Below are 15,488 nucleotides of genomic sequence, written 5' to 3'. Positions count from 1 at the left end.
CAGCCCCGGCCCCTCCTTCGCGACCTCGGGGTCCCCGGTCCTTGATAGCGTCGCCCCAGCGACTGCGGAACACTCCCCGCCGGGGTCGTCGCTCTGCCGGGACGGCGCTGCCACCACGGGACGGCGGGTGCGGGTGGCAGGGGACTTCCACGGCAGGAACGAAGAGAGCCGACGCATGAGCCTCGCGCAGTTGCACTACACCTCCGCAACCGGCGGGGACGGCCCCGGCACCGGCGAGGCCGAGCCGATACGGGCCCGATTCACCGCAGTTGACGCCGCGATACCCGCGTCCGTACTCACCGAGGCGGGACCGCTCCTGGCGTACGAGACACCCGCCGGTACCGCCCCCCGGCTCCCGGACACCTCGCTGCGCGCGCTGCCCGAGGCGCTCAGCTTCAGCGTCCTCTCCGACGGCAGTCATCTGCTGGCCCGGACGGTGGCGGTACAGCCCGCGCCGGACTCCACCGTGGGTTTCCACGCACACGCGGTCCATCTCCCGGCCGGCACCCGGCTGCCCGGCAACGCGCTCCCGATCACCGCCTGCCGGTCCGCCCGCTGGGCCGCCACGACACCGGACCGTACGCTGCCCGGCCCGCTCGCCGCCCCGCCCGCCACCGGTCACGCCCGGGACCGCGAGGGGCTCAACGACTTCGCCGTCTCCCGGGGCCCCTGGCTCGCCGGGGTCCTGGCCGATCTGCGCCGGCTGTGCGGGCAGGAGGACGCCGGCCGGGTCGTGCTCGTCGAGCGGCAGAGCGCGGACGTGGCCCGGTGGATCGCCCTGGCCTGCGTAGCGCTGCCCGACGGGCTCGCCGAGCGGCTGACGTTCACCACGTACACCCGTCACCCGCAGCGGGCCCCGCAACAGGTCGTCGGAGTGCTGCCGCAGGACGCGCACGAGCTGACGGGTCCCGGCTTCCGCGTGCACACGTGCACCGGTCCGCGCCCGGAGGGTTCCGGGCCCGAGGACGCCTGGGCCGAGACGGCCGCCCGGATCTGGCGGAGCCGCGCGCCGGAGCTGTTCCGGGAGGCCGCGGAGCTGCCAGGGGAGCCGTTCGCGGCAGGACCGGTGGCCGTGACGGCCCTGTGCGCGGGCATCGCGCTGGGGACGACCGGACGCGCCGCCGCGGCCGGCTGGGCCGCCGAGCGGCCCTACGCGCTGGACGCGAAGCGGACCCGGCAGCTCGTCGACGCGCTGACCGCGCCGGGGGTCGACGACCGCACCGGCCCCGAGTTCGACGCCGCGGGACGGCTCTTCGCCGCGCTCGACGGCCGCTCCCCCGCGACGACCACGGCCCCGCTGGCCGCGATGCTGGTCACCGAGGCGGTCCGGGGCGGCAACGGCTCCGTGGAACTGCCGGGCCGCACCGCATTCAGCGGTCCCGAAGGCTCGGCCGTCGCCTCGGTGCTCGGTCCGGAGATCCTGACCGAGCTGAGCAGCGCGGGCGTCGGCCTCGACGTCGCCAGGACGGTGCAGCTGCTGCGGGTGGCCCGGCTGCTCGGCGTGGACTGTGCGGACCTGCTGCCCTCGGTCCTCCGCCGGCTCGCGCCCGCCCTGCTGGAGGCCGGGGACGGCGAGCCGGGCTGGGCGCCCGCGCTGCTGGAGCTGATGGACGAGCAGTTCGACGTACGTACGGCCCTGCTCGGCGCGCTCGACCGGATCGCTCCGCAGGACCCGTCGGGTGTGGAGCGGCTGCTGGGGCGGGTGCCGCTGCCGTTCACCGGCACCCAGCTGCTGCCGCATCTGCGGATGTGCGCCGAGGCGCCGGAGGCCAAGGCGGCCTGCGGACCGGACCGGGTGGGCGCGGTGCACCGGGTGCTGCGGGCCGCCGGGATGTCGCCGTTCGCGGAGCCGCTGGTGCTGCGTACGGCCGTGGGGCTGGTGTGGGAGGAGGGCACGGTGACGGCGGGCGAGGGCCGGCTGCTGCTGGAGGCCGCCACCTCGGACGCCCACCGGACGGCCGGCACCTGGTCGCACCTGGTGGCCGCGGCGCTCGGTGCGCCCGCCGCCGACGAGGAGGCACCGGAGCTCGCCCACGACCTGTTGCGCGGCTTCCCGGAGGAAGTCACGGGCCGGGAACGCGGTGCGCTGCTGCTCCTGGAGTTCGCCCGCGAGATCCGGTCGGACGCGGCGGCTCCGGAGTGGGCGGAACGGGTCCGGGCGCTGCGCAGGGACGCCGAGCCGGTGGAGGCGGAGGTGCTCAGCCATGCCTTCGGGGCGCTCGCCGAGCGGCTGCTCGCGCCGGACCGGCCCGAGGCCGAGCTGTACGCGCTCGTGCACAGCGGCGACCCGGATCTCGTCGCCGCGTACGACCGGGCCGCGCGCGAGGCCGGTGTCCTTTCCCGTCTGAAGGCGGAACCGGCGTACGCCGCGGACTGCTTCGGTGTCTGGACCGCACATCCGCACGCCGGAGCGGAGTGGAGCCGGACCGCGGACGCCCTGCTGGAGGAGGTGCTGCGCCCCGCCGTGCGCGCGCTCTCCGCCGACGGGGTCGCGGCGGTGGAGGAGGCCGTGGGGCGCTCGGGGAGCAGTGGCCGGGCGGAGGCCTTCCACGACTGGAACCGCCGGGGCCGGGGCACCCTGGGGCGGATCGGGCGGCGGATAGCGGGGCGGGTGCGCCGGGGCTGAACGCGCGAGTCGTCGGGGGCACCATCCGCCGGGTACCTTTGGGGCACAACGATCTCGTGGGCTCCTGGCGGGCTGCGTGAACCCCAGGAGGAACAGATGACGACGAACCGTGGGCGCAAGGACGTGATCCGCGACCGGATGGCGGCGACCGGTGAGTCGTACAACGTGGCCGCCCGCAATCTCAAGGCGATGAAGGACATGGGCGCCACGCGTGACGCCGTCCTCACGCAGCGTTGGCGCCCGGCCGAAACCCTCGACGTGCCCTGCCCCTGCGGCGGCACGTGCGAGCCCGGCGAGACGTGCGAGCGGTGCCACGCCCGGCACCGGCACGTGGCGCGGTACCCGGGCAGTGCCACGGACGTGGAGACGTGGGTCGACCGCTACGAGTGCACCGGCTGCTCCGCCTCGTACACGCTGATCGTCCAGCTGCCGGGCCGGCCCTGGGGTGTCGCGGAGACCGTGATCCAGGGCGGTTCGGCCGAGGAGGTCGTGCGCGCCCGGGTCTTCCCCGGTGTGGTGCACCCGCTGCTGAAGCCCGAGACGCCCCAGGAGGACTGACGCGTCGCGTCAGTCCTCCTGGGGCCGGTTCTCAGGCGTCCGGCGTCAGCCGCAGTGAGATCGAGTTGATGCAGTACCGCTGGTCCGTCGGGGTCGGGTAGCCCTCGCCCTCGAAGACATGGCCCAGGTGCGAGCCGCAGCGTGCGCAGCGGACCTCGGTGCGGACCATGCCGTGGCTGCGGTCCTGGATCAGTTCGACCGCGTCCGTGTCCTTCGGGTCGAAGAAGGACGGCCAGCCGCAGTGCGACTCGAACTTGGTGTCGGAGCGGAACAGCTCCGCGTCACAGGCGCGGCAGGAGTAGACGCCCGTGGTCTTGGTGTCGGTGTACTCGCCGACGAAGGCCGGCTCGGTGCCCGCCTTGCGCAGGACGGCGTACTCGGCGGGGGTGAGCTCCTCCCGCCACTGCTCGTCCGGCTTCTCGATGTCGTACGGCACGGTGGCTCCCTCAGCTCGACAGGTGGTCCAGGATCTGCGGGCCGAGGTCCGTGACATCGCCCGCCCCCATGGTGAGAACGAGGTCGCCGGGCTTCGCCATTCCCGCGATGACCTCGGGGACCGTCGCCTTGTCGTGCACGGCGGTGACGTCGGCGCCGGCGGCCTGTGCGGCGTCGATGATCAGGGTGCTGGTGATGCCGGGGATCGGGTCCTCGCGGGCCGGGTAGATGTCGAGGACCACGGAGGCGTCGGCCAGCGCGAGGGCATGTCCCATCTCGGTGCCGAGCTCCTGGGTGCGGGAGAAGAGGTGGGGCTGGAAGACGACCAGGATCCGGGCGTCGGTGGCGGCGCCACGCATCGCTTCGAGGTCGGCCGTCATCTCGGTGGGGTGGTGGGCGTAGCTGTCGATGACCTGGACACCGGCCACCTCGCCCTTGAGCTGGAGGCGGCGCTTGACGCCGGTGTACTTGCCGAGGGCCGAGGCAAGGTTGTGGGCGGGGATGCCGAGGGCGACGCCCGCGGCGAGGGCCGCCACCGCGTTCAGCGCGTAGTGACGGCCGGGGACGGAGACGGTGAAGGTGAGGTACTTCCCGTTCAGGACGACCGTTACCTCGCTGGTCAGACCGCGCGGGGTGATCTTGTGGACGCGTACGTCCGCGGTCCCGGACTCTCCGTAGGTGACGACCTTGAGCGCGGACAGGTCACGCACCCGGCGGGTCAGCTCGACGGCGCCGGACTGGTCGGCGGAGACGACCAGGGTGCCGTCGGGGACGATCTTGCCGGTGAAGGTCTCGAAGGAGTCGTAGATCTCGTCCATCGAGGCGTAGTTCGCGTGGTGGTCCAGCTCGACGTTGAGGACGATCGCGACCTCGGGGTCGTACTTCTGGAAGCTCCGGTCGCTCTCGTCGGCCTCGGCGACGAAGATCGCGCCCTCGCCGTGGGTGGCGTTGGTGCCGGGTCCGGCCAGGTCGCCGCCGATCGCGTACGAGGGGTCGAGGCCCAGCTCGGTGAGGGCGACGGCCAGCATCGACGTGGTGGTCGTCTTGCCGTGGGTGCCCGCGACGGCGATGGACCGCAGCCCCTGCATCAGCGAGGCGAGGGCGTCGGAGCGGTGCACGACGGGGATCGAGAGCTCCCCGGCGCGCACCAGCTCCGGGTTGTCGTCGCGGATGGCGCTGGAGACGACCACGCACGTGGCGTCGTCGGCCAGGTGGCCGGCGGCGTGTCCGATGTGGACGGTCGCCCCCAGCGCACGCAGCGCCTCGGCCGTGGCGGACTCCCTGGAGTCACTGCCCGCGACCTGCGCACCCCGCTGGGTGAGGACCTTCGCGATGCCCGACATTCCGGCGCCGCCGATGCCGATGAAGTGCGGCCGTTCCATGGCGGCAGGAATACCGGGTGCCATGCGTGTGTCTCCCAGGGTGCGTACGGGTAGGGCCTCCCAGCCTATTCGCTGTGCGCGAAGAGCTTGAGCACAGGTACGCCGACCTTGTGGCGGGCGCGGGACGCCCAGTCGCGGTGGAAGAACTCCTCCACGTAGTGCGGGGCGGTCAGGACGATGACCTCGTCGGCCTCCGCCTCGTCGACGACGGACGTGAGCTTGTCCAGGGGGTGGTCCTCGATCACCTGTCCGACGGCTTCGCAGCCTGCCTGGCGCAGGGCCTCCAGGGACACCTCCAGTGCGAGTTCGGCGGACTGTCTGGCGTTCTTGCCCTCCGGCTCCTCGCTCTCGCGGGCCGCTTCCTTCAGTTCGCCCATCGCCAGGTCGTCGATGGCCCGCAACAGCACATCCGCCTGGTCACCACGCGGCTGCATGAGTACGACGAAGGAGGTCTGCTCCTCCCCGTGCAGGGTGGTGACGAACTCGACGTCCTCGGAAGTGAGGGGCTTCTCGATCATCAAAACGCTGGTGAACACCACAGGCCCTTCTGCTTCAGTGACCGTCGTCGATCACTGCTGAAACCATCCTTCCCCGTGCTCGCACGGGGTCTGCGAGATCCATTCTGCCCACCGAACGCTAACCGGAACGGAATATTCCGCTGATTGTCAGATCCGACGGTACCGAGAGAAGAGGAACCCGGCCTCCTCCAGCAGCGAGGCCAGGGCGAATCGTTCCGGCACAGCCACCGAAGGGCCACCCGCGATCCGCTGCGCGTCGCCGGCCGTGAGCATGGGCGCCAGGGTCAGGCACATCTCGTCCAGCACGCCCGCGGCCACGAACTGACCGAGCAGTCGGGGCCCGCCCTCCGTCAGCAGTCGCCGGTGCCCGCGGTCGGCCAGTTCCCGCACGGCTCGGGCGGGATCCACCCGGGAGCCCTCCCCCGCGATCACCACATCGGCGCCCGCCTTCCGGGCCGTCTCGATCCGGTCGGGCGGCGCCCCCGCACCGGTGAGCACGAGTGTCGGGACCAGCGGCGAGACGAACAGCGGCAGCGAGAAGTCCAGGTCCAGGCTGCCGCTCACCACGGCGACGGCCGGCGCGGGCCCCTGGCCGGCCGCCGCCCGCCGCGCGGCGAAGGCCTCCCGGGCCCGGGCGGGGCGGTAGCCCTCCAGCCGTACGGTCTCCGCACCCGCGATCACCACATCGGCCAGACCCCGCAGAGTGCCGAAGATCCGCATGTCGCTCTCGCAGGAGATCGGCTGCGAGCGGCCCTCGTGCTGGGCGGCGCCGTCGAGGGTCGACACCATGTTGGCGCGCAGCCAGGGGCCGTCGGTCTCGGGGTAGGCGTAGGCGTCGGCGAGGGAGTCCAGACTCCACTCGCCCAGGTCATCGGCCGCTGTCAGGTCGGTCACAGGGAACAGGCGTCGCATGTTCCGCAGTCTGACACGCTCTAAGCTGGGGAGTTGTGTCCTCCTCCACCGCCGTGCCGGGGTCCAGCCCCATAGCCGAAACGGCCCCGCTGTCCCTGTGCGCCCTTGAGCCGCACGTCCCCGCCGACCGTCTGGTCGCCGAGATGGTGCCGCCGCCGCGCTTCGACTCGGTGCGTTTCGACACGTACGTCCCCGACCCCGACCAGCCGAGCCAGATCGAGGCCGTCAAGGTCCTCGCCGACTTCGCGACCGGGCTCGGCGGGGCGCACGCGACGGGCGCGGGCAAATCCGGAAGAGCGCGAAGCGCATCCCTTGAGGGGTGGTGGCGGGCGACGGGTGGGCGGTTCGGCGGCAAGAAGGCCGTGGCGCCCAGCGGCCCGCGCGGGGTCTACCTCGACGGCGGCTACGGCGTCGGCAAGACCCACCTGCTCGCCTCCCTCTGGCACGCCACGCCCGCCGCGCCCTCGCTGAAGGCGTTCGGCACCTTCGTGGAGCTGACGAACCTGGTGGGCGCGCTGGGCTTCCAGCAGACCGTGCAGACGCTGAGCGGGCACCGGCTGCTGTGCATCGACGAGTTCGAGCTCGACGACCCGGGCGACACCGTGCTGGTCTCCTCGCTGCTGAGCCGGCTGGTCGAGGCGGGGGTCGCGCTCGCCGCGACCTCCAACACGCTGCCGGGCAAGCTCGGCGAGGGCCGGTTCGCCTCGGCCGACTTCCTGCGGGAGATCCAGGGGCTGTCCTCGCACTTCCGCCCGCTGCGCATCGACGGCGAGGACTACCGCCACCGCGGACTGCCCGACGCCCCGCCGCCGTACTCCGAGGAGCAGGTCACCAGGGCCGCGTACGCGACCGAGGGCGCCAGCCTCGACGACTTCCCGGCGCTGCTCGACCATCTGGCCCGCGTCCATCCGAGCCGGTACGGCGCGCTGACGGACGGCATCCGGGCGGTGTGCCTCACCGAGGTGCAGGCGGTGCCCGACCAGTCGACCGCGCTGCGGCTCGTGGTACTCGCGGACCGGCTGTACGACCGGGAGGTTCCGGTGCTCGCGTCCGGGATGCCGTTCGACCGGCTGTTCAGCGAGGAGATGCTGAACGGCGGGTACCGGAAGAAGTACTTCCGGGCAATCTCCCGGCTGACAGCGCTGGCGCGCGACGCAAACGGGCTGGTGGCGCAGTAGGTTCGGGGACGTGACAACGGTGAGACACGACGGAGTGCCTCACCACCCCCGTACAACCGCGCATTCCGTTTGAAGGGAACCAGCATGGCTACCACGCGTCAGGCGCACACGGTCTGGGAAGGCAACCTGATCGAGGGCAAGGGTGTCGTCACCCTCGACTCCTCCGGAATCGGGGAGTACCCGGTCTCCTGGCCGTCCCGCGCGGAGAAGGCGAACGGCAAGACCAGCCCGGAGGAGCTGATCGCCGCGGCCCACTCCAGCTGCTTCTCGATGGCGCTCTCCAACGGTCTCGCCACGGCCGGCACCCCGCCGACCCGGCTGAACACCCAGGCCGAGGTCACCTTCCAGCCCGGCACCGGCATCACGGGCATCCACCTCACCGTCGAGGGCGAGGTGCCGGGTCTCGACGAGGCGGGCTTCGTCAAGGCCGCCGAGGACGCGAAGGCGAACTGCCCGGTCAGCCAGGCGCTGACGGGCACGACGATCACGCTGAGCGCCTCGCTCGCCTGACCCTCTCCCCACTGTCCCCGGGCCGGCACCTGCCGCCCGGGGACAGTGCTGTCCGCCCCGGGGCCTGGCCGTGTCCACCTTCCAGCCATCTTGAATCCTCCTGCAATACACCCGGGATTCTCATCGCTTCCTCATCCGTCGTTGGTTGCGTGACGCGTGCCGGCCGGTCCGGCACGGACGACGAAGGAGGCGCGCGGTGTCGCAACCCGACATGGCTCCGTTCCGGGAGCCCGCCCAGGGGCGTCCCGAGGACGACGAGGACCCCCCACCGCTGCATGTCGCGAGCAGGCTGCACGCGTTCAACAGATACGAGCTCAAATACCTGGTCCCGGTGGACCTGGCCGCAGAACTCCGCGACGAACTCGCGGAGCGGATGGACCGTGACCTGAACAGTCCGGCCGGCGGCTACGGCGTGTGGAGCCTGTACTACGACTCACCGCAGCTGCGGTTCTACTGGGAGAAGATCGAAGGTCTCAAGTTCCGTCGCAAGCTGCGCATCCGGCACTACGGCGAACCGGACGGTGTCACGGACACCTCACCCGTGTGCGTCGAGATCAAGCAGCGTGTCAACCGGGTCACGCAGAAGCGCCGCATCACCCTCCCGTACGGCACGGCCCGTCAACTCTGCGACGGGCGGGAGATGGTGGAGCACACACCGAAGGAGCGCGCCTTCATCCACGAGGTGCTCGACCTGGTGGTGCGGCTGAATCTGCGGCCGACCGCGATCACCGGCTACCAGCGTGAGGCGCTGGTCGGGCGTGGCTCGGACACCGGCCTGCGCGTGACCTTCGACCGGCGCGTCCGGGGCCGTGACCGGGACTTCCACCTCGGACGGACGAATCCGGAGAACCGCTTCACCATCCCGCCGCACATGTCGGTGATGGAGATCAAGGTCAACGAGCGCACCCCCCACTGGATCACCGACCTGGCCGCACGCCGCAATCTCAGCCTCGTGCGGGTGTCCAAGTACGTCCAGTCGATCGAGGCGTTCGGGCTGGCACCCCGGTCCGTCTTCCATCTCGACGAGGCGGACTTCCCGCCGCCCGCCATCCCCCTCGACAGGCAGCTGCCGGCGCACGAGTCGCCGGTGAAGGCAGGAGCACAGTGAATTTCGATCTGCAGGAACTCAGCGGGACGTTCAGCGTCACCGACGTCGTCGCGGCGATGGTGCTGTCCTTCGTCCTGAGCACGGTGATCGGGTACGTCTACCGGTACACCCACCGGAACGTCTCCTACAGCCAGTCGTACGTACAGACCCTGGTCATCGTCGGCATGATCGTCGCACTGATCATGCTCGTCGTCGGGTCCAACCTGGCCCGGGCTTTCTCGCTGGTCGGCGCGTTGTCCGTGGTCCGGTTCCGCAACGCGGTCAAGGAGACCCGGGACGTCGGCTTCATCTTCCTGGCCATGGCGATCGGTATGGCCTGCGGTGCGCGCTTCTACACGCTGGCCGCGGTCGGCGCCGTCGTCATCTGCGTCGTGGTCGTCATCATGCACAAGTTCGACTGGTTCGCCCTGAACGTCCAGCGGCAGGTCGTCAAGGTCCAGGTCCCGGCGGGCGAGGACTACACCCCGGGCATACGTGACGTCCTGATCAAGTACACCACCGAGTTCGAGCTGGTGAGCACCGAGACGATCCGTGGCGGAGCCCTGAACGAGGTGTTCTACACGGTCCGCATGAAGAAGGGCACCGAACCCGGCGACCTGGTCACCGCGTTGCAGGAACGCACCTCCGGCCAGCGGGTGACGGTGCTGACCGGTTACGACACGACCGACCTGTGATGCCCGGCGACGGCACGCCCCGAAGGCGACGGCTGCGCGACCGCGTGCCCGTCCGGCTGCGGCACCACTGGAAGCCGGCCGGCGCCCTGTGCACGGGGCTCGCGGTGATGCTGTACGCGTTCGGCGACGCGCGCATCTCCCCGTACGTGACCTCCGCATCCCGGGTCGAGGCCGACACGATCACCGAGAACGTCAGGGGCACGGTCGGGCTTTACGACACGTCGGTGAGTCACTCGGTCCAGCTGGAGTACAACCAGACGGACTTCGACAAGATGATGAAGGAGTTCAAGGAGGACGGGACCAAGGACTCGATCCCGGCCGACCTCACCATCGACGGGGTCTACCTCCAGGACGTCGGCATCCGGCTCAAGGGGAACTCCACCCTGCGTTCCCTGCAGGGCGGCGGAGGGATGCCCGGAGGCGGCCGGGGCGGCGCGGCGGCCGGCGGGCAGGACGGCGGGCAGCCCGGCCCGCAGGGCGCCGGCGAAGCGAGCCAGGGCGCGCAGCCGCCCGGCGGCGGGCAGGCATCCGGTGGTGGTCAGGCGCCCGGCGGTCAGGCAGCCGGTGGTGGGCGGGCCGGTGGCGGGATGACGCAGTACGACCTCTCCGCCGACAAGCCCGAGGAACTCCCCTGGCTCATCAAGATCGACGAGTACGTGGAGGGGCGCGCCTACCAGGGTGAGCGGGAGATCTCGCTCCGTCCGGGCAGCAACGCCCAGGTGCCCGTAAACGAGGCGCTGGCGCTCTCGCTGATCGACGGGACCGGGGAGCCGGCCGAGCGGTACAGCTTCTCGACCCTGAAGGTCAACAACCGGCCGGTCGCGGTGCGTCTGATGGTCGAGAACCCCGACACCGAGTACGCCGAGGCCGTCGAGGGCGAGTCGGTGGTCTACAAGGCCAGGGCGGGTGGCACGTTCGCCTACCAGGGGGACGACCCCTCGAAGTACGAGACGTCCTTCCGTCAGCTGAACAAGGTCGGCAGCCAGGACCTCGAACCCGTGATGAAGCTGACCAAGTGGGTGGAGAACTCCTCGGACAAGGAGTTCGCCGCGAACCTCGACACGTACGTCGACGTCGACTCGTTCGCCCATTACGTCGCGACGCAGAACCTGCTGATGAACTTCGACGACATGGCGGGCCCGGGGAAGAACTACCTGCTCGGGTACGACCTGAACACCAAGAGGTTCTCGGTGCTCGGCTGGGACTACAACCTCACCTTCAGCGGTGACGCGACCGCCGGGCCGGACGACGAGATGAGCATGGGCGGGGGCGGCCGCCCGGGCGGTCAGACCGAAGAGCCCGGGCAGACCGGGGAAGCGCCTCAGGGGATGCCGGGTCCGCCCGGCATGGCGGGCGGACCCGGTGCGGCCGGCGGCGACGAGGACCCCACCGCGGGCCGTGGAGGCCAGGGCGGCGGGATGTCCGGGCACGCGCTCAAGGAACGCTTCCTCGGGCTCGACGCCTTCGACGCGGTCTACAAGAAGGCGTACCAGGACCTGTACGAGAAGTTCTTCGCCTCCGGCAAGGCCACGAAGACGTTGAAGGACCTCGCGGCGCAGGCCGAGCGGGCCGGCGTCCCCGCCAAGGACGTCGAAACCGTGGTGGGCACGCTGCGCACCACCGTCACCTCGCGGACCACGGCCCTGGCGAAGAACAAGGAGGTCACCGGCTGACCGACGGCGCGCCCCGGCAGGAAGCCCTCCTTCCGCGCCCGGGCGCGCCGCAGCCGTGCCCGCGGCTCCGGTTCCTGTGAACCCGCACATGTTCGCCGACTACCATCTCGCGCACCGCACAGCGCCGCCTCGCCCGGCGTGCGTTCCGTCCGTACCGCGCGAGGTGATCCGACCGATGGGCTCGCAGTCAGCCCGGCACACCGTCCTGCTCGTCGAGGACGATCCGAGCATCCGCACCCTTCTCACCTCGGCCCTGACCGCGGCCGGGTACAGCGTCGCCTCGGCGGCGGACGGGCGGGAGGCCATGGGCGAGACGGGCCGCTGCCGGCCGGACCTGATCGTGCTGGACGTGACGCTTCCGGACACCGACGGTTTCGCCGTGACGCGCGAACTCCGTTCCCGGGGCGACTACACCCCGGTGCTGTTCCTCACCGCCCGCACCGACATCGAGGACCGCATCATCGGGCTCAGCTCCGGCGGTGACGACTACGTGACCAAGCCCTTCCACATCCAGGAGATCCTGCTGCGCATCCGCGCCATCCTGCGCCGCACCGCCGGATCGCCCAGGCCGCCGGCCGAACGGCCCCCGCTGCGGTACGCGGACCTGCGGGTCGACCGCGACCGGCACACCGTGCACCGTGCCGGGCGGGCCGTGCAGCTGTCCCCGACCGAGTTCCGGCTCCTCGTGTGCCTGGTGTCCCGTCCGGAGAAGGTGCTGGAGAAGCAGGAGATCCTCCAGGAGGTGTGGCAGTACGGCTTCGCCGGGGACACCCGGATCGTCGACACGTACATCAAGAACCTGCGCCGCAAGACCGATCACACCGGACCCCCGCTGATCCACACCGTGCGCGGTGTGGGCTACTGCCTGCGGTTGCCCCGCGAGGACGCGCCGTGATCCTCCGGCTGCGGCCCCGGTCGATGCGTACCCGCCTGGTGCTCATCTCCACGGTGCTGGCCACGGTCGCCGTGCTGGCCTCCCAGGCCGCCGGGCTGGCGGTCATGCGCGCGTGGCTCACCGGCCAGATCGACCACCGCCTCACCCACTTCGGCCTGCGGCCCCCACCCCTCTCCGGGCCGGACCACACGAGGGCGTCCGAAGGGCCCGGACCGCTTCCCCGCGAGGACGCCCTGCCCTCGGACTACCGGGTCTATTTCTACGGGGCCGACGGACGGCTCCGACCGGATTCACTGGGCAGCGGCGACGGCCGGCCGCTGCTTCCCGCGGCCGTGTCCTCCCTCACGCTGGAGGACGGGAGGCCCACCACCGTTCCCGCCGGCCGCGGGTCCTCGGACTGGCGGGTGATCGCCGAGACGGGCCCCGACGGACTGCGCGTCGTCGTCGCCCTCCCCCTGGACACCGTCGAGGGGGCCACGTCCAAACTGCTGTGGGTCGGCATCGGCATCGGTGCCGCCGCCGCCGTGGGTGTCGGACTGCTGGGAAGCGCGGCCGTACGCCTGGGACTGCGTCCCCTGGACCGGATGGAACGCACGGCACTGCGCATCACCGGTGGTGAAGCGGACCTGAGCGTCACCGACACCGATCCGCGTACGGAGACCGGGAGGCTCGGCATCGCCTTCAACACGATGCTCGACCAGGTGCGGGCGGCGCTGCACCGCAAGGACGCCTCCGAGCAACGGCTGCGCCGCTTCATGGCCGACGCCGGCCATGAACTGCGTACACCGCTCACCTCCATCCAGGGGTTCGCCGAACTGCTCGTCGCGCATCCCCGCACCCCGGCGGCGCGCCGGCGCGAGGCTCATGAACTGATCGCCCGGAACGCGGAGCGGATGAGCCGCCTCGTCGACGATCTCTTCCTGCTGGCCAAACTGGGCTACGCGCCCGTGGCGCACCAGGAGACGGTGGACCTGCTCTCGCTGGCTGCCGACGGGGTCGCCGCGGCCGTCGTCGCGCACCCTGGGCGGGACGTGCGGCTGGCGCCGCTGGGCGATGGGGGCCCGGACCGTTCCCGGGAGGCGCTCGACGTGGTCGAGACACTCGGTGACCCTCATCAGCTCGCCCAGGTGATCGCCAACCTGCTGGCCAACGCCTGCGTCCACACGCCGCCCGGCGCACGCGTCGAGGTGCGGGTGGGAACGGTGCGCACCGGGCCGGACACCGGGGGAACCGACCGGCCCGGCCGCAGCGGCGCCACGGCGCCGCTGCCCCCGGGCACCCCGGCGTGCGTGGTCGAGGTCGCCGACGACGGTCCGGGGCTGACGGCCGACACCGCACGGCAGGCGTTCGAACGCTTCTACCGCGGGCCCTCGACGAACCCGGGCGGCCCCGAGCCCGGTTCGGGTCTCGGTCTGTCCATCGCCTCCACCATCGCCGAGGCACACCACGGGCGGCTCGAAGTCGATACCCGGCCGGGCTCCGGGTCCGTATTCCGGCTGCTGCTGCCCCGGAGCGTCGGAGCGGAACCGGCCGGTCCTGCATGACAACGTTCACCGAAGGCCTCGAACGGGCAGGCCTGCTTTTGACGATGCCATGTCACCTGTCCGCCAACAGGGAGTTGCCTCATGTCAACCGCACCTCGACGCCTCGCGACACGACGCCAAGTCCTGGCCACGAGCGGCGCCGCCGCCACGATCGCCTTCACCGGCGCCTTCACCGAACTCTTCGCAGGCACCTCTGCCGCCCGCGGCCACGCGGGCTACGGCCCTCTGTTGCCCGATCCCGACGGACTCCTCGACCTCCCGAGGGGCTTCCGCTACCGGGTGCTGTCCCGGGAGGGCGACCCGCTCCGCTCCGGCGAGGGCCCGGTCCCCAGCCACTGCGACGGCATGGCCGCCTTCGCCGGCCGGCGCGGACACGTCCAGCTGGTACGCAACCATGAGAACCGGGTCGACGCGGCGATCTCCGTGCCGACCGTCGAGGGGCTCACGTACGACCCGATGGGCAAGGGCGGCTGCACAGCCCTGGAGCTCGACGGCCGTAACAACGTCCTCGGGGAACGCGTCGCCATCGCCGGAACCGCGGTGAACTGCGCCGGTGGGCGCACCCCTTGGGACACCTGGCTGACCTGCGAGGAGACCGAGGACAAGGCCGGCACCAACGGCTACACCAAGGACCACGGCTTCATCTTCGAAGTGGACGGCGCGAATCCGCACCGTACCGGCGCCGTACCGCTGACCGCGATGGGCCGCTTCCAGCACGAGGCGGTCGCGATCGATCCGCGGAACGGGATCGTGTACGAGACCGAGGACGCGTTCGACAAGCCGTTCGGGCTCTTCTACCGCTTCCTGCCTGAGAAGCCGCTCGGCGGCACGGGCTCGCTCCGGGCCGGCGGCCGGCTGGAGGCCATGCGGGTGCCGGGCGTCCCCGACCTCTCCGCCGTCCAGGAGACCGGGACGGTCTTCGAGGGCATCGAGTGGGTCCGCGTGCCGGATCCACTGGCCGCCGAGACGCCCATCCGCTTCCAGGACTTCGGGCCGAGGGGCATCACCCACGGCCAGAAGCTGGAGGGCTGCTACTGGGGCGGCTCCTCCGTCTACTTCGTCTCCAGCTTCGCGCACAGCGCGGAGGGATCGGCCGCCGACCACTTCGGGCAGGTGTGGCGGTACGAGCCGACGCGGCGCCGGCTGACGCTGGTCGTCGTCTTCGGTCCGGACACCGACATCCAGCTGCCCGGCGAGTCCCCGGACAACATCTGTCTGGCCTCCGACGGAGGGCTGATGGTGTGCGAGGACGGCGGCGGGGCCCAGCACGTGTTCGGTCTGACACGGCGCGGCGAGGTGTACGCGATGGCCCGCGGCCGGCAGAACATCGGCACGGCCGAGGAGCCGGAGTGGGGCGAGTTCGCCGGGGTCACCTTCGCACCGGACCAGGAGACGATGTTCGTCAACTGCTACACGCCGGGGACGACGTTCGCGGTGACGGGACCGTGGCGCTGACCGGCTGAGCGAGGGGCGGG

The 15,488-nt window shown here is 71.5% G+C and carries 14 protein-coding genes; 10 read left to right on the top strand and 4 right to left on the bottom strand.

Features of this window, described 5'->3' with window-relative positions; all coding sequences use genetic code 11:
• The first annotated feature begins 175 nt into the window (after positions 1 to 175).
• Positions 176 to 2,626, top strand: a complete 2,451-nt coding sequence (locus ACIOEW_RS30705; protein ID WP_401967671.1) for a GTPase-associated protein 1-related protein — start codon at positions 176 to 178, stop codon at positions 2,624 to 2,626.
• Positions 2,627 to 2,722: 96 nt separating this feature from the next.
• Positions 2,723 to 3,184: a hypothetical protein gene (locus ACIOEW_RS30700; RefSeq protein ID WP_401967670.1), complete on the top strand. Its 462-nt coding sequence runs from the start codon at positions 2,723 to 2,725 to the stop codon at positions 3,182 to 3,184.
• A gap of 31 nt (positions 3,185 to 3,215) precedes the next feature.
• On the opposite strand, the gene msrB is transcribed toward ACIOEW_RS30700, so the two are convergent.
• From msrB to ACIOEW_RS30680, 4 genes are all read right to left on the bottom strand, one after another.
• A complete protein-coding gene (gene msrB, locus ACIOEW_RS30695) occupies positions 3,216 to 3,620 on the bottom strand; it encodes a peptide-methionine (R)-S-oxide reductase MsrB (protein WP_362548207.1) in 405 nt (134 codons plus the stop codon).
• Between the two features lie 10 nt (positions 3,621 to 3,630).
• Positions 3,631 to 5,025, bottom strand: a complete 1,395-nt coding sequence (gene murC, locus ACIOEW_RS30690; protein ID WP_401967668.1) for a UDP-N-acetylmuramate--L-alanine ligase — start codon at positions 5,023 to 5,025, stop codon at positions 3,631 to 3,633.
• Between the two features lie 41 nt (positions 5,026 to 5,066).
• Entirely contained in the window at positions 5,067 to 5,519 is a 453-nt protein-coding gene (locus ACIOEW_RS30685) for an indole-3-glycerol phosphate synthase (RefSeq protein WP_362548408.1), read from the bottom strand.
• A gap of 147 nt (positions 5,520 to 5,666) precedes the next feature.
• Positions 5,667 to 6,431, bottom strand: a complete 765-nt coding sequence (locus tag ACIOEW_RS30680) for a pyrimidine reductase family protein (protein ID WP_362548201.1) — start codon at positions 6,429 to 6,431, stop codon at positions 5,667 to 5,669.
• A gap of 35 nt (positions 6,432 to 6,466) precedes the next feature.
• Between ACIOEW_RS30680 and zapE the strand changes: the two genes are divergently transcribed.
• The 8 genes from zapE (at position 6,467) to ACIOEW_RS30640 (ending at position 15,468) form a co-directional block, all read left to right on the top strand.
• Positions 6,467 to 7,609: a cell division protein ZapE gene (zapE, locus tag ACIOEW_RS30675; RefSeq protein WP_401967667.1), complete on the top strand. Its 1,143-nt coding sequence runs from the start codon at positions 6,467 to 6,469 to the stop codon at positions 7,607 to 7,609.
• An 84-nt stretch (positions 7,610 to 7,693) separates the two neighbouring features.
• A complete protein-coding gene (locus tag ACIOEW_RS30670) occupies positions 7,694 to 8,119 on the top strand; it encodes an OsmC family protein (protein WP_073734893.1) in 426 nt (141 codons plus the stop codon).
• Between the two features lie 211 nt (positions 8,120 to 8,330).
• Complete coding sequence (locus tag ACIOEW_RS30665) at positions 8,331 to 9,227, top strand: polyphosphate polymerase domain-containing protein (RefSeq protein ID WP_362548405.1); 897 nt, start codon at positions 8,331 to 8,333, stop codon at positions 9,225 to 9,227.
• On the top strand, positions 9,224 to 9,901 hold the full coding sequence (locus tag ACIOEW_RS30660) for a DUF4956 domain-containing protein (protein WP_147969506.1): 678 nt from the start codon (positions 9,224 to 9,226) through the stop codon (positions 9,899 to 9,901). The genes ACIOEW_RS30665 and ACIOEW_RS30660 overlap by 4 nt, the downstream gene beginning before the upstream one ends.
• Positions 9,901 to 11,574: a CotH kinase family protein gene (locus ACIOEW_RS30655; protein WP_401967664.1), complete on the top strand. Its 1,674-nt coding sequence runs from the start codon at positions 9,901 to 9,903 to the stop codon at positions 11,572 to 11,574. Before ACIOEW_RS30660 ends, ACIOEW_RS30655 begins: the two co-directional genes overlap by 1 nt.
• 175 nt (positions 11,575 to 11,749) lie before the next feature.
• Positions 11,750 to 12,469 (top strand): response regulator transcription factor, encoded by a 720-nt coding sequence (locus ACIOEW_RS30650; protein ID WP_401967663.1) that lies wholly within the window; start codon positions 11,750 to 11,752, stop codon positions 12,467 to 12,469.
• A gap of 23 nt (positions 12,470 to 12,492) precedes the next feature.
• Positions 12,493 to 14,013 carry a sensor histidine kinase gene (locus ACIOEW_RS30645; RefSeq protein WP_401967781.1) on the top strand — a complete coding sequence of 507 codons (1,521 nt, stop codon included), beginning with the start codon at positions 12,493 to 12,495 and terminating at the stop codon, positions 14,011 to 14,013.
• A gap of 81 nt (positions 14,014 to 14,094) precedes the next feature.
• On the top strand, positions 14,095 to 15,468 hold the full coding sequence (locus ACIOEW_RS30640; protein WP_401967662.1) for an alkaline phosphatase PhoX: 1,374 nt from the start codon (positions 14,095 to 14,097) through the stop codon (positions 15,466 to 15,468).
• Positions 15,469 to 15,488: the final 20 nt, after the last annotated feature.

Origin of the sequence: Streptomyces sp. NPDC087901 (assembly GCF_044742205.1) — a bacterium.
Lineage (GTDB): Bacteria > Actinomycetota > Actinomycetes > Streptomycetales > Streptomycetaceae > Streptomyces.
Note: the sequence above shows the minus strand (reverse complement) of the source record. Positions and strands in the feature narration are given on the sequence as shown.

Excerpts from the sequence above, each read along its gene's own strand:
- ACIOEW_RS30680 (WP_362548201.1), bottom strand. The coding sequence starts at position 6,431 with ATGCGACGCCTGTTCCCTGTGACCGACCTGACAGCGGCCGATGACCTG.
- ACIOEW_RS30685 (WP_362548408.1), bottom strand. The coding sequence starts at position 5,519 with ATGATCGAGAAGCCCCTCACTTCCGAGGACGTCGAGTTCGTCACCACC.
- ACIOEW_RS30700 (WP_401967670.1), top strand. The coding sequence starts at position 2,723 with ATGACGACGAACCGTGGGCGCAAGGACGTGATCCGCGACCGGATGGCG.
- murC (WP_401967668.1), bottom strand. The coding sequence starts at position 5,025 with ATGGCACCCGGTATTCCTGCCGCCATGGAACGGCCGCACTTCATCGGC.
- ACIOEW_RS30655 (WP_401967664.1), top strand. The coding sequence starts at position 9,901 with ATGCCCGGCGACGGCACGCCCCGAAGGCGACGGCTGCGCGACCGCGTG.
- ACIOEW_RS30650 (WP_401967663.1), top strand. The coding sequence starts at position 11,750 with ATGGGCTCGCAGTCAGCCCGGCACACCGTCCTGCTCGTCGAGGACGAT.
- ACIOEW_RS30705 (WP_401967671.1), top strand. The coding sequence starts at position 176 with ATGAGCCTCGCGCAGTTGCACTACACCTCCGCAACCGGCGGGGACGGC.
- ACIOEW_RS30670 (WP_073734893.1), top strand. The coding sequence starts at position 7,694 with ATGGCTACCACGCGTCAGGCGCACACGGTCTGGGAAGGCAACCTGATC.
- ACIOEW_RS30640 (WP_401967662.1), top strand. The coding sequence starts at position 14,095 with ATGTCAACCGCACCTCGACGCCTCGCGACACGACGCCAAGTCCTGGCC.
- ACIOEW_RS30665 (WP_362548405.1), top strand. The coding sequence starts at position 8,331 with ATGGCTCCGTTCCGGGAGCCCGCCCAGGGGCGTCCCGAGGACGACGAG.
- ACIOEW_RS30645 (WP_401967781.1), top strand. The coding sequence starts at position 12,493 with ATGCGTACCCGCCTGGTGCTCATCTCCACGGTGCTGGCCACGGTCGCC.